This is a genomic window from Streptomyces sp. AHU1 (assembly GCF_045343905.1).
GTDB classification, from domain to species: Bacteria; Actinomycetota; Actinomycetes; order Streptomycetales; family Streptomycetaceae; genus Streptomyces; species Streptomyces triticiradicis.
Genome location: NZ_CP174284.1, coordinates 546,329 through 562,051, shown reverse-complemented (window position 1 = coordinate 562,051; position 15,723 = coordinate 546,329). Strand labels below are relative to the sequence as shown.

Below are 15,723 nucleotides of genomic sequence, written 5' to 3'. Positions count from 1 at the left end.
AATTGATTGAAGTCACACATTTTCCTGAGGAATTAACTCACTGGTGAAGGCCATCGGTGTGAGTTGACGGTTCGGCCCCGGGAGACATCGGTACAGCGGGTGGCACTAAAAAACGATCATGGTCAGGGTGTAAGTGCGCTGACTCGGTTCTCGTACTCGCGGCGGGCCTTGCACTGGGCCGGGACCGCGGGGACACCCTGGGCACCGTCGAGCGGCTGGCAGCGGGCGAGGAGTTGGGGGTGGCACCGCGGGGGCGATGGTCACGCACAGGATGTAGCCCTGGCCGCGCCGCACGGTCGCCCTGGTCGAGTGTGGCCCGCTCGGCGGGCTCCAGCTCGGCTAAGCGGAGGAAGTCGGCGACCTTGCCCGGCATGTCGAGGGCAACCGGAATTTTCGGAGCCGGAACGTCCTCCTCGAAACCGGCTCATCTACGTGGCTCTGACGGTCACCGCCGAGGACCGGCGGAAGATCCTGGGGCTGTGGGCCGGCGACGGCAGAGAGGGCACCAAGCACCGGCCGCGCATCCTCACAGAATTCAAGAACCGCAGCGTGAGCAATGTGCTGATGCTGGTCTGCGACGGACTCAAGGGCCTGCCCGAGGCAGTGGAGACGGTTGGCCACGGACGATCGTGCAGACTGCGTGGTCCACCTGCTGCGGAACTCCTTCCGCTATGCGGCTCGCCAGGACCGGGACAAGACTGCCAGGCTCCTCAAGCCCGTCCACACCGCGCTGGCCGAGGGAGCCGCCTTCGAGCGGTCGCATCATCTGCACCACCAACGGCGATTGAGTCGGTCAACGCCTGCATCCGCCGTCAAGGCCCACGGACACTTCCCCAACGAACAGGCTGCCCTGAAGTACGTCTACACGGCCGTCATGTCCTTTGACCCACCGGCAAGGGCAAGGCCTTGAAGCATGCGCTGGAAGACCGCGCTGAACACCTTCGACGTCACCTTCAACGGCCGCCTCTACACGGCACGCCAGTACCCTCCGGCTACACCACTCGTTTGACAGACCTAGCTCAGATGACGTAACCACGGCACCTTCCACACCGGCTCGAGGGAGCGGACTCGGTCGCGTGGTTCATGTCGCCCGCTTGGCCCCAGCCTGCGCGTGTGCTCAGTCGACGGCGAACCAGCCGCGAGCCAGCGCCAGTACGTATGCGCGGCGATCGATGGATCGCCGTTCGACTCTCAAACCTCGTCCGAGTTCTCCTCTGCATACAGGCGCGCGTCAAGCTCGGCTGCCCAGGCGAGGGCCCAGGCGCGCAGGTCGGTCAGTTGGCCGGGATTAAGACCGTAGTCGGTGAAATCCTCGTCATCCCACCATTCGGCACCATTGAGCCGGTCGCGCAGATCCTCGAGGCTGAACTCATAGCGCGCGTGGCGACGGCCGAGCATTTCGAGGTCAGCGGCGGTGCGGTGCTGGGAAGCGGCGTGGACGTCGATGAGGTCGCGGACCGCGCCGCGGTCCGCGAGCGCGCGCACCTTGGTGCCAATCACGTCGTCGAGGGCCAGCACCGGTCCATACTCGGTCTCAACGGGTGCCGTCCAGAATGCCTCCTTGAGGACATCCACCTCGCATTCCTCTCCGGATTTAGGGTCCGCTGCGATGAGACGACCGGAGAGGGCGCCCGTCTCGATCTGGCGGATGCGCCAGCCGCGGGTGGTGAGTCCCTCACTGACCACAGCGACGATCTCGGCGATCGAGGCGGGATTCTCGGTGGCTACGTCGAGATCCTGGCTGAGGCGGTCGACCAGGCCGTGGGCTTGGACGGCATATCCCCCTGTGATCACCAAGGGATACGAGGTGCCGATCGCGAGTACGTCGGCAAGGAGCCGGCGGTGCAGGTCGGTCAGATTCACGCGGCCGGTACGCTCCGGACCGCGGCTAGCTCGGGAAAGGCGGCTTCCCATGCCTCCCGCAGCGGCCTGCTGATCAGGGTGCACAGCACCGGCCACTGGCTGACCAGCAGATCCTGGTTCAGAAAGGCGACTAGGTCTTGGCGCTGCCCCTCGGCCAGGACGGTGCGGTAGAGGCTCATCCGCGAGCGCGGCTGCTCCACGTCGTAGGAGCGGCGTCCTGACCAGGCCACATGCAGCGGCAGGTCGACCGACCCGTGGGTGGGGCCGGTCAGGTCCTGAAGGCGCGCGGGCAGCCGCTTGGCGTACTGCTCGCGAAGCAGCTCGAACGCGTTCGGCACCGGGAAACGAGAGGAGCTGAAAGCCATGCCCCGATTATCGCCTGCCAGGCCGGGTGGGACACGGCCGACGCCCGAACCGGCGCACCCGACAGCCAGATCCTGGCTACAGCGGCGGCATGCCAAGGCAACATCGGGGCTGGCCCGCCATCACGCCAGAAGCCGGTCCACGCCGTCGATGGCTGACATCAGCCGCTGGCGCGGTCCGCTGCCCCTAGCTTCTTTCCACACCGCATGTGGATTGGATACCAGTCCCCGGCCGCCAGCGCGAATTCGACGTAAGCCCTTCCCAATGCGTCGAGACGTACCCAGGAGCGATCGGGGCAGGAGGTTCGGTCACTTCGGACAACCGCCGGACCATGAACAGACCGATCTCAGCCGTACAGTGGGTAGCTACGGCGGCAAATAGATCTTCCTGATCGAAGAAGTGCCGATAATCAGCGTTGCGCAAGACGCCAATCTTCTTGCTCACTGAGCGCAGCACAACCGAACCGGGACTGTTGATGCGCGCCAGCCAAAATGCTGCTTCCGTGAGGCCTCACGCAGGTTTCCGTGATGGTATCCCGCCCCTTCATCTGCCCTCCGGAATCGAGGCTTCGATTTGAACGATTTTATCCGACACCGATTTCCGCATTCATGTGCAACTGCCGTCAACGCCCATAGTAGTCGCCCAGCCTGGCACTGCGGTTTCGATGCTAAATCGGTGCAGGTTGCTATCGGGTGAAAGGGCGCAAGCCTTGTAGGAGAAAACTGATTCTCGGCCTGAAGCGCAAGGAGCTGGCAATGACAACCCAGGAAGCTACCCTTCACGCCTATCTGAGCTACGCGGACGCCTCCAGAGCCATCGCCTGGCTGGAGGCACTCGGCTTTGTCTCGGCTGCGCGTCAGGACGGGGAGGGCGGCCAGGTCGTCCACGCTGAGCTGCGTCTCGGAACGGCCGTTGTCATGATTGCAAGTGCGGACGCATCCTACGACGTCCCCACGTTGAATGGCTTGTCGACTGGCGCTGGCCTGTACCTGGCGACACCCGACGTCGATGACCTCTTCAGCCGCGCCGTGGAAGCGGGCGGGCAGTCGGTGTTGCCTCCGGAGGACACGGAGTGGGGCAGCCGACGTGCTCGGGTTCTCGATCTGGAGGGTCGCGAGTGGAGCTTTGGAAGTTACCGGCCTGGTCATCCATAGGCACTGCCCCATCAACACAACAGGCGGTATGTTCCCTGCGGGGATCTAGAGTTCAAGATCGTGATCCTTTTCCAACCTGTGCTGGCGGCGATGCAGGGTAACAATCGCCGGGTTGTTCCAGGGCTCAACTGCTCTCGGAGTCCAGCCGCTCGGCGGCTTGGAGCAGGTATTCGGGGAGCTTCGACGTGGCGGCTAGGACCTCCATGCCGATGAGGCGGCCCTGCTCGTCGAAGTCGAGGTTGATCATGCCGTCGACGTCGATCGGATCGCAGGGATAGGTATGTGCCGATCTCACGCTGGCCTGCGGGTCGGTGAAGTATATGTACGCCGCGTTCACGGTCTTGTCGTAGGTGACTTTGACGTCGGGCACGATGCTGTGGTCCTTTCTGTGTTGTTGGTTCCGGTCTCGTCGGTGCGCTGCGAGTTGCAGGGCGAGGACGGCCTTGACGATGGTGGTGACGCGGGTCTTACTGCAACGGAATTTGTGTAGGAGGCGCCACGTTTTGCGGGCGGCCATGGCCTGCTCGCCCAGCGCGCGGATCTTGACGTAGGAGGCGTTGACGGTTCGCTGGCCTGTGGAGAGTTTGTCCCAGTGGCTGCGGTAGGGGATGCGGACGGTGCCGCCTGCCCCCTGGTACGCCTTGTCTGCCCAGCAGCGGACACCCACTTTGATGGGGCTATTTGGATTTGGCTCTGACCGCAGTTCCGTGAATCCGCTGGTCAGCGAAGTGAGCGAGGGATCGTTTCGGCAGAGTATGTCCCGGCATGGCGAGCAGAACGCACCGAAACCCATGAAGGGCTTCGCCAGCTTCCTCCGCCAGGACCTCGACGCCGTCACCGCCGGTCTCTCCCTCCCCTGGAGCTCCGAAGTTGTCGAAGGACACGCGAACCGGTCGAAAACGCTCAGTAAGCTGGACCATGAAGCCTGCGCCCACATCTCAAGCGCATATCTCGCATACCACCCGCAGGCGGACTGCGCACTCTCTCCGGAACAAGTCGAGGCCCTCGACTTTGAGGACGCCCAGGTGCTCGACCTCGTCGACCATGGGGATCCACACGGTGGCGCCGTCCTGCCTCAGGTGTGTGCGCTCCATTCGGTAAGCCAGTCCGGCCAGTGAAACAACAATGTCCAGTCTGGGCTCCCTGACGGGTACAGGCTGGGCAGGGCGATAAGCCGCCCCTGCTGCAGGTCGGTGACGTACACGCTGGTGGCCGTCAGCCCCATCCTCTTGCCGGTGTCGAAGACCAGACTGGAGGGTCTCGCAGGCTGACCTGGAAGGGGTGGGCTGGATAATCCGTGCGTACAAGTTCCTCATGCGGCCCACCGTGGGCCAGGCCGCCGCGCTCGGCGAGATGCTGCGCGATCATTGCTCGCTCTACAACGGGGCCTTGCAGGAACGCCGGGACGCCTACCGTCATGCCTCGAAGGCGACGATCCGGTACGGGCAGCAGTCTGTGCAGCTCAAGGACATCCGGGCCGTCGACCCGGAGGGCCAGGGCCGCTGGTCGTTCTCCAGCCAGCAAGCGACCCTGCGCCGGCTGGACAAGGCGTTCGCGGCGTTCTTCCGGCGCGTGAGGCCGCAGACAAGCCGGGGTATCCGCGTTTTCGCTCGGGTAAGCGGTTTTCGACACCGTGGACTTCCCCAAGGACGGCGACGGCTGCCGCTGGAACTCCACCCCGCACGACCCCACCACCCGCGTCCGCCTCCAAGGCGTCGGACACGTCAAGGTGCACCAGCACCGGCCCGTGGTCGGCAAGGTCAAGACGATCAGTGTGAAGCGCGAAGAGCGCCGCTGGTACGTCATCCTGACCGCCGAACAGGCCCGGCCCGAACCCCTGCCGCAGACCGGTTCCGTAGTCGGCATCGACATGGGCATAGCCAACTTCCTCGCCGATTCGGGCGGTGAGTTCGTACCCAACCCCCGCTACGGGGCAAAGGCCGCCGCGAAACTCGAAGCCGCACACAGCAGGCCCTCGGCCGCCGCAAGCGCGGCAGCAAGCGACGTCGCAAGGCCGTGGAGACGGTTGCCCGGCTGCACCGCAAGGTCCGCCGTCAGCGTCTGGACCACGCACACAAGACCGCGCTCGGTCTCGTCCGTGAGCACGACTTCGTCGCGCATGAAGACCTCAAGATCCGCAATATGAGCAAGGCCCCCGCGCCCAAGCCGGACCCCGGACAGCCGGGCAGCTTCCTGCCCAACGGGGCCGCAGCGAAGGCGGGACTCAACCGCTCGATCGCCGATGCCGGATGGGGGGTGTTCCTCGCGATCCTGGCCGCCAAGGCGGAAGGAGCCGGACGGCAAGTGATAGCGGTGGACCCCCGCAACACCTCCCGGCGGTGCCCCGAATGCGGGCACACCGCCAAGGAGAACCGGCCCACCCAGGAAAAGTTCCACTGTCAGGCGTGCGGCCACAACGCGCACGCTGACACTGTGGGTGCGATCAACGTTCTACGGGCCGGGCTGGTCCGTCGCGACGCCAACCCGGCATAGCGAGAAGCCCCCCTCATCCATGAGGGGGAGGAATCACGAAAAGGCCTCTCTTCATAGTGGGAGCGGGTGAACGCGGCGCCGGGACCGAGCTTCTGCCCAGGGGCAGCCGACACGGAAAGTGTTGACCGCAGACGGTGTGCCAGGCGAACGCTGACACCAGTGAGGGGCGGCGCATGCAGCCCGAGAACACCTTGCGGTAGGACCGGGCATGCGGTGGACATACCCCTGCACCGCTTCGTCCCTCCGCAGTCACGTCGGCACCGTCATACCACCCTCGCTGCTCATCAGACACGGCGCACAACCGGTTGATCCATTGGAATGAACGCGCGACACCACGTTCCTGCGTGCGGTCGGCGCCCATTATTGAATGTTAACTTGCCGGAAAATCAATATATTTACCCCTAAATCAGCAGGGCCGAGTACTACACCCCTGGAACCGACCCTCACCCTCAGAGGAATTCCTATGCGCACACGATGCTTGAGCTGGGCCGCCGCCACGACAGCCAGCCTGCTCGGCCTACTGACGTTCTCCCTCGCCCCTTCAGCCTCCGCGGAGCAGAGCGGCCAGTCACGCCCGAAACCAACGGTCGTCCTGGTCCACGGCGCCTTCGCCGATGCATCGGGCTGGAACAGAGTCGTGAAGGGCCTCCAAAAGGACGGCTACAAGGTGGTGGCTCCAGCCAATCCGCTGCGCGGTCTGCCGCAGGATGCCACCTACATCGCTGGCGTCTTGAACAACATCAAGGGTCCTGTGGTGCTGGTCGGGCATTCCTACGGGGGCGCCGTAATCACCCAGGCCGCGGCCGGTGACCCCGACGTCAAGGCTCTCGTGTACATCGCCGCCTTCATGCCCGACCGGGGCGAGGCTCTCGGCCAACTCGCCGCCATGTCCCACGACTCGCAACTCCAGCCGGCCCTGCGCCCCGCACCGTTCTCCAACGCCAATGGCTCCACCGGCATCGAACTCACCATTGACCCGGCCCAGTTCCACAAAGTGTTCGCCGCCGATCTGCCCAAGTCCCAGACCCGGATCATGGCCGTTGAGCAGCGTCCCATCAGCGCATCCGCCTTCGAGGACGCCCCCACTGCCGCCGCCTGGCGCACCATCCCCTCCTGGGCCCTGGTCGCCAAGCAGGACAAGGCCATCGGTGCCGACCTGGAACGCTTCGAAGCCCGCCGCGCCAGCTCTCACACGGTGCAGGTCGACGGCTCCCACGTCGTGATGATCTCCCGCCCCGCGGTGGTGACCCGCCTCGTCGAAACCGCCGCGAAGGCCACCGCTTCATAGCCTCGTCTCAAGCTTTCTGCGAGCCGTCCACGCGAGCCGACGCCTGGCCAGGGTGCCCCTCTGGTCAGGCGTTGCCAGTCGTTGGAACGGAAAGCCAAGAGTGCAAGCGGCTGGGAGCCCTCACCCGAACGACCGCCTGCCATCGCCGATCGCTCGGCCCGATCAGGCGACACGATAAGGGTGGAGTCTTAATGACCGAGTCAAGTAGGTCGTGCGAGTGCAGGGGATCTAGGGGTGGCTGGAAGCTACTCCTGGGGCTGCAGGACTACGTCGGCAGCGTGCGCGTACCGATCGGGATCGTCGACTGAGACGCGGACCCGCCATTGCTGCGGGCCCCCGATGTACTTGACGAACCGGCTCTCGCCCATGACGTCACCGATTGCGAAGCGCCGATCCGCCAAGTAGAGGGTGCCGTCGAACACGGTGGTGAACGATGAGTCGCACGCGGTGCCCGTTCCGTGGTCACGGAACAGCCGCACCTTGATCAGGGTGGTTTGTGCCTGTACTCGCACGATGATGTGAGTGTCGGAGGACACGGCGGAGCGCTCGCCCAGTTCGAGATCGTCCGGTATCCAGTCCGGTGATCCCAAGGCCATGAGCGGGTGGTTGACGTATAGGTCGACTCCACCGATCTGCATGATTCACGCCCTCTCGCCGTCTCGACGAGCCGGACGCTAGCAGCCTGTGCCGACACACCGTTCCCCGAGGCCAGTGAGTTCTCATGGCTTGGTCAGACTGCGGTGGCGGCGACTGTGACTGTTTGTGTGGGCGGGGCGGTGGTGAAGGGGCGGTTGTCGCGGAGCAGGGCCCATAGGACGTCGACGCGTCGGCGGGCAAGGGCGATGACCGCAGGGATGTGCTTGTGGCCTTCGGCTCGCTTCTTGAGGTAGTAGGTGCGGTTGGGGCCGTCGCGGATGATGCTGGCCTGCGCGGAGAGGTAGAAGACTCGGCGCAGGCGGCGGCTGTAGCGCTGGGGTCGGCGGAGGTTACCGGTGCGGCGTCCGGAGTCTTTGGCGACGGGGACGAGGCCCGCCGCTGAGGCGAGGTGGCCGGCGTCCGGGTAGGCGGCCAGGTCGCCTGCCGCGACGAGGAATTCGGCGCCCAGGATGGGGCCGATGCCGGGCATCGACTCGATGACGGTGGCCTGCGGGTGGGTGTGGAAGGCGTCGCTGATCCGCCGGTTGAGCTGCTTGAGCCGTTCGTCCAGGGCCAGTATCTGTGCGGCGAGGTCTGCGGTGATGCCCGCGGCCGTGTCCTGTCCGGGCAGCTGGATGTGCTGGGCGTGCGCGGCGGTGAGGACGGTGGCGGCGACCGTCTCGGGGTTGCGCACGCCTCGGGCGGTGAGCCAGCGGGTCAGGCGGGTCTGCCCGCAGCGGCGGAGGGCGGCGAGGGTCTGGTAGCCCGTGAGCAGGACCAGGGCGCCCTTGTGGTCGGCGTAGTCGAAGGCCGCTTCCAGGGCGGGGCTGATGCCGGTGAGCACATCGTGGAGGCGGTTGAGTAAACGGACCCGGTCTGCGATCAGATCGGAGCGATGGGCCGTGAGCAGGGCCAGGTCAGCGGACAGGTCTGTGGGGACGTCGATGGGGGCGAAGTCCCGTCGCAGGCGGGCGGTGTCGGCGATGACGTAGGCGTCGCGGGCGTCGGTCTTGGCCTCGCCCCGGTAGGCGGCGGACATGCGGTTGACCGTCCGGCCGGGCACGTAGACGACCGGCTGGCCATGGTCGGCGAGCAGGGCCAGCAGCAGGGCGAGTGCGGTGCCCGTGAGGTCCACTGCCCATCGGACCTCGCTGGCCAGTGCGAGGATCTCGCTGAGGCCGGCCAGGATGACGGCCTCGTCGTTGCTGACTTTCCGGCTCCAGACGGTGGTGCCCATGTCATCGATGGCGACCCACCAGTGGTGGGCCTTGCTGGCATCGATACCGACCCATAAACGGGGCCTCTGTATCGTCATATTGGGTCTCCTCGGGCTGCGGACAGCGTGCCGTTGGTCCGAGGACACCCCGCCGTCAGCTCCGTAAACAGCGACCGATTCGCACATCTCAATCAGCGGCCTGGGTGCCCAGAAGAGCAGGGCGGCCACTCCACCGGAGCCACCGGGGGCAAGCGACTTTAGAGCCACACCCCACTCTTCCGGACCGCCAAACAACTTACGGAGCGGCTTTCATCTTCCACGCGCGGGCCGCTTCCGTTCCCGTTCAGTGCTCCGCCCGGATTGCTGGCCGGAGCGCTGAACAGAGCGTCGCGCACCGGTTGATGTACGCACGGTAAGGAGCCTGGCAGCCGACTCCGGGCCCCTCGCATCATCTCTCAGGACCCAGTTGTCGTCGGTCGCGGAGCGGCCGACCATGGCTGGCTACGAATTGTCCCGGACCAGCACGATCTGGCCGCCGGGCTGCTGGTGTGCAGTCTGGATCAGGTTGTGGTGGTCCTTCCAGGAGAAGCTTTTGCGTCCATCGGGCCGGGCTTCCGGGCAGGGCCGATAGATCAGCCGGGATCGCTCGCCGGTCTTATAGCAGGCCAGGGCTGCCACCGACAAGCGGCGGTGCGAGCGGCCCTGGACGCGGACCGCGGGGTGACTGTGGCGGGATCAGGTGTGGTCGTATGGCGGCGTTATCGAGCCGTCCGGCTTCGTCCTCGAAGACGAGCCAGGCGTCGAGCGCCGCCACGGTCCTTCCACCTGGGGCCAGGCCTCCTTCACCCAGCCAGCCACAGCACTCTCGCCCCGCTCGATCGCACGCCGGGCCGGCACCTGGCAGGTCCGACCGTGCCGCCTGAGCAAAGCGGCCACTCCCTGCACGGTGTAGCTCTGGTGGAACCGGCGTCCGATCAGCGTCTTGATCCGTGACAGGGTCCAGGTCTAGTCCGGCCAGCCGTGTGCCGGCGGTCTCTTGGCCAGCTCACGCTCCAGCACGGCGAACAGCTCATCGCTGCGCAGCGGCAGCGATGCCGGACCCTTCGAGGCCGGAACTCTCGACCCGTTCTGCGACCAGGCCCTGCGCCAAAGCGTTGTACCGACCGGGCACTTCCCCGCAGGTCGTGAGCGATAGCCGCATTCTCATCGTCCTGCCTGAACCGCTCAGCCGCTTCCAGACGCAACTTCTCGCGAAAGGACCGCCGTTCGTCGGTCAGCCCGCCCCCTTGCGCATACCTCATGCTGTCGGCATACCGCAGGGATCACGAGGCATCGGCCTCTGCCAAACCACGCTTTGAAGATCAGTAACCAGCATGGCAAGCCTCACCGACGACATCGGTCGCAAGTTCAATTGACGGGGAAAGAAACGAGGCGTTCGGGCACGGAGGCTGCTTCCTGGGGTATGGCCAGAGCATGCTGGGCACAGTAAAATGATCTCGCTTCACCAGCAGGTAGCACGTGACCGGTACGCACACAGGGCATGAGTCATCTGGTCCCTGGCCTATGATCACAGATCTCTCGGGCCGGGGGTGAAGCGCCAGGGAGTGTGGCGGAACGGGCAGACGCGCCGGATTCAAGTCCCGGTGCCCTTGCGGGCGTGAGGGTTCGACTCCCTCCACTCTCACCAAAGCTCCGGACGGGGTGGGAAGGCGGTCGCCCCGACGAGGGAACGAAAAGGCGACCGCCAGCCTGCTCCTGTCAGCAGCAGGAAACCGCTCTCCACGAATGGAGAAGCAGCTCACTCTGAACTATGCCCCACAGCCAAAAGTGATCATGACGCGTACTTGCTAGAAATACACGGACGAGTGATCGCTCTGTCTGATCTGGTCGATATGGCCATCAGGGCGTGGCGTCACCGGCAAGCCGTCCAAACGGGCGCTGTTACGCATCAGTCATGATCAGCGGATTCAATACCTGGATGCCCAGCCCCAGGCCACCTGGCGCAGGGGGCACGGCGGGCAATGCCGGTTCCGCGCGGCGCGCAGCTAAGGTCTGTCCCGTAATCGATCTTGGGTGCGTGGCTGGGTAGGGGCTCGAGACTGCGGCTACGCGCCTTGGACAAGGTTGTGGAGGCGGGCGATGCCGAGCATGGCGTGGTGGACCCCGTCGCCCTTCAGCCGACAGTCGCGGAGGATCTTCCAGGTCTTCATGCGCGCGAACACGTGCTCAATGCGGGCCCGGACTTGCTTGTGAGAACGGTTGTGCTTGACCTGCCACTCGGTGAGCTCGCCGCCCTTGGGCCGACGGTGTGGGATGACCAGCCCGGTTCCCGGATAGCCGCCGTCGGCGATGGTGATGGTCTTGCCAACGGCAGCCTTCGCCCCGGATTCCTCCCAAGCCTTGCAGTCGTTGCGGTTGCCCGGGACGGGCCTGCCGACCCCTACAACGAGGCGTGTGTCGGCATCGATCACCACTTGGTGGTTCGTGGAGTACCGGTAGTTCTAATAGCTCATCGGTGAGCTCGAGCACGGCAGTGCAAGGGCCCCGATGCGAGGTGGAAGCCTGCCGCCGTTCTGGGGCTTTGATCCCTGTGTTCAGACCGGCTCTGCCTCGCCCGTGCCCTGCCGGGCGGAGACCTTCGGTAGTTCCGGGACCTTGATCTCTCGTCAAAGACCGGTCCTGCCCGGCAGAGCTCGGATCCAGGTTTCATGTCCTCAGCCCGCCGACAGGGGCCACCTCTCAGCAGTTCGCGAGCCATGAGCTCTCCAGCAGACCGAGGTCCCTGTCGGTCGCTGGAGACACGAACGGCTCGTGAGATGGCGTGCCTTGAGCACTTCTATTAGAGCGCCGCGTGCTCCGCACAGGTCCAACCTGCAGATTCATACGGAGGCACAGGGTTGAACAAGATCTTCTGCGGCATTGACTGGGCGGAAGGGCATCACGACATAGCCCTGGTCGACCAGGACGGAACCCAGCTTGCAAAGCTACGGATCAGCGACGACAGCGTCGGCTTCCACGCATTGATGGAACTTCTGGCTCAGCACGGTGACAGCGCAGCAGAACCGATCCCGGTCGCCATCGAGACGCCCCGCGGGCTTCTCATCGCCGCCTTGCGGGCCACCGGCCGTCAGATCTACGCAATCAATCCATTGGCCGCGGGCCGATATCGCGACCGCGCCAGCGTCTCCCGAGCCAAGTCCGACGCAGCGGACGCCCGGGTTCTGGCCAACATCCTCCGGACCGACCGGCATGCCCACCGGCCTCTGCCCGACGACAGCGAAGCGGGGCAGGCCGTCGCCGTCCTGGCCCGCGCTCACCAGGACGCCATCTGGGACCGGCAACAGATGATCAACCGGCTTCGGTCACACCTGCGCGAGTACTTTCCAGCCGCCCTCGCTGCCTTTCACGGCGCTGGAAAGCCCGGACTCGACTCGCCGCGCGCCCGCGTGATCTTGACTGCCGCACCCACGCCGGCCGACGCCGCCAAGCTCACCCGCAGCCAGCTGCGCGCGTTGCTCAAGCACGGTGAGCGTCCACGTTGTGGGATCGAAGCCGAGGTCGAGCGACTTCGGGCAATCTTCCGCGCGGACTCCCTACGGCAGCTGCCGCAGGTCGAACAGGCTCTGGGACAGCAGGCAGTGGCACTCATCCGGCAGGTCGACGCCGCCTGTGTCAGCGTGGCCCAGTTGGCGGTGGCGACAGAAGAGGCATTCCTCGCGCACCCGGATGCCGAGATCATCACCAGTTTCCCAGGGCTCTCCGTGCTCTCTGGAGCACGCGTTCTCGCCGAGATCGGAGATGACCGCGAACGCTTCGCGGACGCCAGAGCCATGAAGGCATACGCCGGCGCGGCTCCTGTCACACGGGCCTCCGGCCGCAGCCACGTGGTTGTGGCCCGGACCGTCAAGAACCAGCGACTGGCATCAGCCGGGCACATGTGGGCCTTCGCAGCCCTGCGCACACAGGCTCCACGCGCCCACTATGACCGACGGCGTGCTGGTGGAGAACGGCATACCGCAGCCCTCAGGAACCTGTTCAACAAGCTGCTCGGCTGCCTCTTCCACTGCCTACAGCACCGCACGCTGTTCGACCTCGACCGTGCCTTCGCACCACCTGTGAATCTTGCTGCCTGAGCGCCTACTTGACCCGCCAGCAACATGAGATGTCTTCGACTTATCCGCGATGGTGTGGTCACGGGTCGGGACAAGGGTGCCATCGACGATCAGCACGGCGTCCGGGCGGAATCTCTGCCGGGGCTTGATCGCAAGCAGCGGCCCGATGTGGGCGATGATCCGGTCGGCGGCGGACTTGGAGATCCCGAACAAGGGGGCAAGCCGGCGGAGGGTCAGGTTCGTTCGCCAGTATGTGGTCACCAGGAGCACTCGATCCTCCAGCGGCAGACTCCACGGCCGTCCTCGTCGCACCTCGGCCGCGCCCTCACGCCGCAACGCTGTGATCAGCCTGCCGAAGCGGCGAGGGCTCAGCCCCGTGAAGAGGGCTATCCAGGACGGCTGCGAAGCGGTGATCATGCTATTCACGGCAGGATCGTCCCAGGACGGCCTGAATCAGGGAGCCAATGCTGTTGTCACTCGGGCGAGGCGGTCCACTGGCAGGGCGAAGCCGTTGGTGGGATTGCGGAACGAGTAGCGGCCGTCGTTGATCCGTAGACCGTCCCCTTGTGTGGTCCAGTGCGTAGGGCCACAGGGGCCTTGATCTTCCAGCAGAGCGGCCGCAAGTTGTTCGGGGTCTTCGACGGCGGTTCGGGCGCGTAGCGCTGCCACCAGACGTTCGGCGGCTTCGGCGGGTATGGCTGTGTCTCCGAATGCAGGCAGCAGGAGTAGCAGGCGACTGTCTGGGTCGGTGGTGGAACCGCCGGCCAAGCCGTTGTCCGCAGCCGCTGTCAACTCGGGCCAGGCCAGGCCAGGGCCCATGAAGTGGCCGTCGTCGTTGGCGAGCAGTTCGGCGCGGTCCCAGTCGGGGTGGTGCAGGAGGTAGTCGGTGCCTGCGTCTCCCTCAAGGTTGCGGTAGACAATGTGCAGGCGGCCAGCGGTGACCGGGATCGAGAAGGTGGGCCAGTCCGCGCGTCCGGTCATCCGGCGGTGGAAGTCCTCCGCAGCGTCGTAATCGGCACCGAACAGGAGCTCCTCGGCCTCCTCGCTCTGCACACAGGAGTGGAGGTGCCCGAGCCAGAACAGGGGCTCGTCGAGAAGCTCAGGAAGGTGGGCCAGAGGGCCGCCGTCGTAGCCCGGGATCTGGTCCGGGTGCATGCCTGCGCTGTTCGTCATGACGCTCATCATGCCGCTGACCTCTGTCATCGCCGCAGGAGGCTGCGGCCGACGTGATTGCCGGAGCGCAATCGCGGCTGCACCTGACCTTTACGGGACAAGCCTTACGAGCTCGTGCACGGTAGGCGGTGAGACGTCGAGCCTGGATGGTTGATCATGGTCGGGTGGTGGGGAACTCGACGCGCGCGGTGATCATCAACAATCGGCGGATCACGGGGCTGGCTGCCGGAGTGATTGCTGAACTGGTCGAGGAGATCGGACCGTTGTGGCATGAGCGTCATCAAGCGCGGCTTGCCGCTCGCCCGCGGCAGAGGGTTGTGGGCGCCGGTGCGAAGTACCGGCTGGTGTTCGTCGACCGGCTGCTGGCCACGCTGGTCCATCTTCGTCACGGGGTCACCCATGATGTGCTGGCGTGCTGGTTCGGCGTGGACCGCTCCACCATCACCCGGGCCATCAGTGAGGTGCGGCCCCTGCTCGCCGAGCGGGGTTGCACCGTCAGCCCCGACGTGCGGCTGCGGTCTCTGGCTGAGGTTGTCGACCATCTCGGCGCGAGCGGGACGACCGGCATCATCGACGGCACCGAGATCCGGGTCCGTCGGCCCGCCGCCGGACGCAAGGACCGCGACAAGTTCATCTCCGGCAAGAACAAGCAGAACGCCGTCAAGTCCATGGTGGTCACGGACGGCGAAGGCCGTGTGCTGTGGTGCAGCCCGGCCCGTCCCGCAAGCTGCGCGGACATCACCCACGCCCGCCAGTTAGGGCTGGTCAAGCTCTTGGCCGACGGGCCTGCAGTCGAGATCCTGGCTGATGCCGGCTACCAGGGACTGGGCGCCCAGACCGGTGGCCGGGTGGTGACACCACCGCACCGCAAGTTCAAGAAGAACGCCCCGGACTGGTACGAGGAGATGCACGAGCGCCAGCGCAAAGCGCACTCATCACGACGTATCCGTATCGAGCACGGCATCGCCCATCTGAAGAACTGGCGGGCCCTGGCCCGCCACCTCGGCCGCCGCGAGCACATGAGCGACACCGTCCAAGCCATCGCCGGCCTGCTGTCCCGCCAGCAGACCGCGGACCTGAACCCGAAATGGCAGATGTGAAACCGGGTCGCACCGAAGCTCGCGATGTCTCAGCGCCTACCGTGCACGAGCTCGTTAGGGGGTGGGCTTCGTATCTGTGGACTCTGAACGTCGTTGAACGATGTAGCGCGCTCAGGGTCCCCCGCCCTATGCGTTTGCCCTGAAGGCCCTGCTCCTGTCGGCGATAACAGGAGCAGGGCCCTCGCCTCTGCGCTGTCGAGAGCGCCACTGCTTCGGGGGAAGTCCGGCCGGGCCAGACCGGTGCACACGGGGTTCAGACGTGCGACGGAGGGCCTTTGGTCCTCAAGAGCCTTTTCAGTGCCGTATCTACTGACGGCGTGTTTCG

At 65.5% G+C, this 15,723-nt stretch carries 11 protein-coding genes, 1 tRNA gene and 6 pseudogenes; 8 read left to right on the top strand and 10 right to left on the bottom strand.

Features of this window, described 5'->3' with window-relative positions; genetic code table 11:
• Positions 1 to 417 precede the first annotated feature (417 nt).
• Positions 418 to 1,009, top strand: a pseudogene (locus tag ACICHK_RS43300) (transposase); the annotation flags it as partial.
• 182 nt (positions 1,010 to 1,191) lie between these two features.
• Here ACICHK_RS43300 and ACICHK_RS43295 read toward each other — a convergent pair.
• Both ACICHK_RS43295 and ACICHK_RS43290 read right to left on the bottom strand, forming a co-directional pair.
• Positions 1,192 to 1,863 carry a nucleotidyl transferase AbiEii/AbiGii toxin family protein gene (locus tag ACICHK_RS43295; RefSeq protein ID WP_406841829.1) on the bottom strand — a complete coding sequence of 224 codons (672 nt, stop codon included), beginning with the start codon at positions 1,861 to 1,863 and terminating at the stop codon, positions 1,192 to 1,194.
• Entirely contained in the window at positions 1,860 to 2,228 is a 369-nt protein-coding gene (locus tag ACICHK_RS43290; protein ID WP_406841828.1) for a hypothetical protein, read from the bottom strand. Before ACICHK_RS43290 ends, ACICHK_RS43295 begins: the two co-directional genes overlap by 4 nt.
• Positions 2,229 to 2,918: 690 nt before the next feature.
• Between ACICHK_RS43290 and ACICHK_RS43285 the strand changes: the two genes are divergently transcribed.
• Positions 2,919 to 3,380, top strand: a complete 462-nt coding sequence (locus ACICHK_RS43285) for a VOC family protein (protein ID WP_406841827.1) — start codon at positions 2,919 to 2,921, stop codon at positions 3,378 to 3,380.
• 124 nt (positions 3,381 to 3,504) lie between these two features.
• Here the strand turns inward: ACICHK_RS43285 and ACICHK_RS43280 are convergent, their stop codons facing one another.
• Positions 3,505 to 3,750 (bottom strand): DUF2283 domain-containing protein, encoded by a 246-nt coding sequence (locus tag ACICHK_RS43280; protein WP_406841925.1) that lies wholly within the window; start codon positions 3,748 to 3,750, stop codon positions 3,505 to 3,507.
• A 45-nt stretch (positions 3,751 to 3,795) separates the two neighbouring features.
• A pseudogene (locus tag ACICHK_RS43275) lies at positions 3,796 to 4,050 on the bottom strand (transposase family protein); the annotation flags it as partial.
• Between the two features lie 37 nt (positions 4,051 to 4,087).
• On the opposite strand from ACICHK_RS43275, the gene ACICHK_RS43270 reads away from it, so the two are divergent.
• The 3 genes and pseudogenes from ACICHK_RS43270 (at position 4,088) to ACICHK_RS43260 (ending at position 7,161) form a co-directional block, all read left to right on the top strand.
• A complete protein-coding gene (locus ACICHK_RS43270; protein WP_406841932.1) occupies positions 4,088 to 4,498 on the top strand; it encodes a hypothetical protein in 411 nt (136 codons plus the stop codon).
• 172 nt (positions 4,499 to 4,670) lie between these two features.
• Positions 4,671 to 5,873, top strand: a pseudogene (locus tag ACICHK_RS43265) (RNA-guided endonuclease InsQ/TnpB family protein).
• A 463-nt stretch (positions 5,874 to 6,336) separates the two neighbouring features.
• Positions 6,337 to 7,161, top strand: a complete 825-nt coding sequence (locus ACICHK_RS43260; protein WP_406841826.1) for an alpha/beta fold hydrolase — start codon at positions 6,337 to 6,339, stop codon at positions 7,159 to 7,161.
• A gap of 245 nt (positions 7,162 to 7,406) precedes the next feature.
• Here the strand turns inward: ACICHK_RS43260 and ACICHK_RS43255 are convergent, their stop codons facing one another.
• The 3 genes and pseudogenes from ACICHK_RS43255 to ACICHK_RS43245 all read right to left on the bottom strand — a co-directional run bounded on the left by ACICHK_RS43255 (position 7,407) and on the right by ACICHK_RS43245 (position 10,314).
• Positions 7,407 to 7,799: a hypothetical protein gene (locus tag ACICHK_RS43255; protein ID WP_406841825.1), complete on the bottom strand. Its 393-nt coding sequence runs from the start codon at positions 7,797 to 7,799 to the stop codon at positions 7,407 to 7,409.
• A 92-nt stretch (positions 7,800 to 7,891) separates the two neighbouring features.
• Positions 7,892 to 9,112: an IS110 family transposase gene (locus ACICHK_RS43250; RefSeq protein ID WP_406841824.1), complete on the bottom strand. Its 1,221-nt coding sequence runs from the start codon at positions 9,110 to 9,112 to the stop codon at positions 7,892 to 7,894.
• Between the two features lie 636 nt (positions 9,113 to 9,748).
• Positions 9,749 to 10,314: pseudogene (locus ACICHK_RS43245) on the bottom strand (winged helix-turn-helix domain-containing protein).
• A 299-nt stretch (positions 10,315 to 10,613) separates the two neighbouring features.
• Here ACICHK_RS43245 and ACICHK_RS43240 point away from each other — a divergent pair.
• Positions 10,614 to 10,700, top strand: a tRNA-Leu gene (locus ACICHK_RS43240).
• 418 nt (positions 10,701 to 11,118) lie between these two features.
• Here ACICHK_RS43240 and ACICHK_RS43235 read toward each other — a convergent pair.
• Positions 11,119 to 11,514 (bottom strand): annotated as a pseudogene (locus ACICHK_RS43235) (transposase); the annotation flags it as partial.
• Positions 11,515 to 11,910: 396 nt separating this feature from the next.
• Between ACICHK_RS43235 and ACICHK_RS43230 the strand changes: the two are divergent.
• Positions 11,911 to 13,146, top strand: a complete 1,236-nt coding sequence (locus tag ACICHK_RS43230) for an IS110 family transposase (RefSeq protein WP_406841823.1) — start codon at positions 11,911 to 11,913, stop codon at positions 13,144 to 13,146.
• Positions 13,147 to 13,179: 33 nt separating this feature from the next.
• On the opposite strand, the pseudogene ACICHK_RS43225 reads toward ACICHK_RS43230, so the two are convergent.
• Together ACICHK_RS43225 and ACICHK_RS43220 are read right to left on the bottom strand one after the other, a co-directional pair.
• Positions 13,180 to 13,551, bottom strand: a pseudogene (locus ACICHK_RS43225) (transposase family protein); the annotation flags it as partial.
• Between the two features lie 27 nt (positions 13,552 to 13,578).
• Positions 13,579 to 14,328: a hypothetical protein gene (locus ACICHK_RS43220; protein ID WP_406841822.1), complete on the bottom strand. Its 750-nt coding sequence runs from the start codon at positions 14,326 to 14,328 to the stop codon at positions 13,579 to 13,581.
• 134 nt (positions 14,329 to 14,462) lie between these two features.
• Here ACICHK_RS43220 and ACICHK_RS43215 point away from each other — a divergent pair, with 134 nt between their 5' ends.
• The gene (locus tag ACICHK_RS43215; protein ID WP_406841821.1) at positions 14,463 to 15,398 is read left to right on the top strand and encodes a transposase family protein; all 936 of its coding nucleotides are present in this window, start codon (positions 14,463 to 14,465) and stop codon (positions 15,396 to 15,398) included.
• Positions 15,399 to 15,723 lie beyond the last annotated feature (325 nt).

What these genes read in the sequence shown, in the direction of transcription:
- ACICHK_RS43290 (WP_406841828.1), bottom strand. Translation starts at nt 2,228, where the DNA reads ATGGCTTTCAGCTCCTCTCGTTTCCCGGTGCCGAACGCGTTCGAGCTG.
- ACICHK_RS43260 (WP_406841826.1), top strand. Translation starts at nt 6,337, where the DNA reads ATGCGCACACGATGCTTGAGCTGGGCCGCCGCCACGACAGCCAGCCTG.
- ACICHK_RS43255 (WP_406841825.1), bottom strand. Translation starts at nt 7,799, where the DNA reads ATGCAGATCGGTGGAGTCGACCTATACGTCAACCACCCGCTCATGGCC.
- ACICHK_RS43250 (WP_406841824.1), bottom strand. Translation starts at nt 9,112, where the DNA reads ATGACGATACAGAGGCCCCGTTTATGGGTCGGTATCGATGCCAGCAAG.
- ACICHK_RS43220 (WP_406841822.1), bottom strand. Translation starts at nt 14,328, where the DNA reads ATGACAGAGGTCAGCGGCATGATGAGCGTCATGACGAACAGCGCAGGC.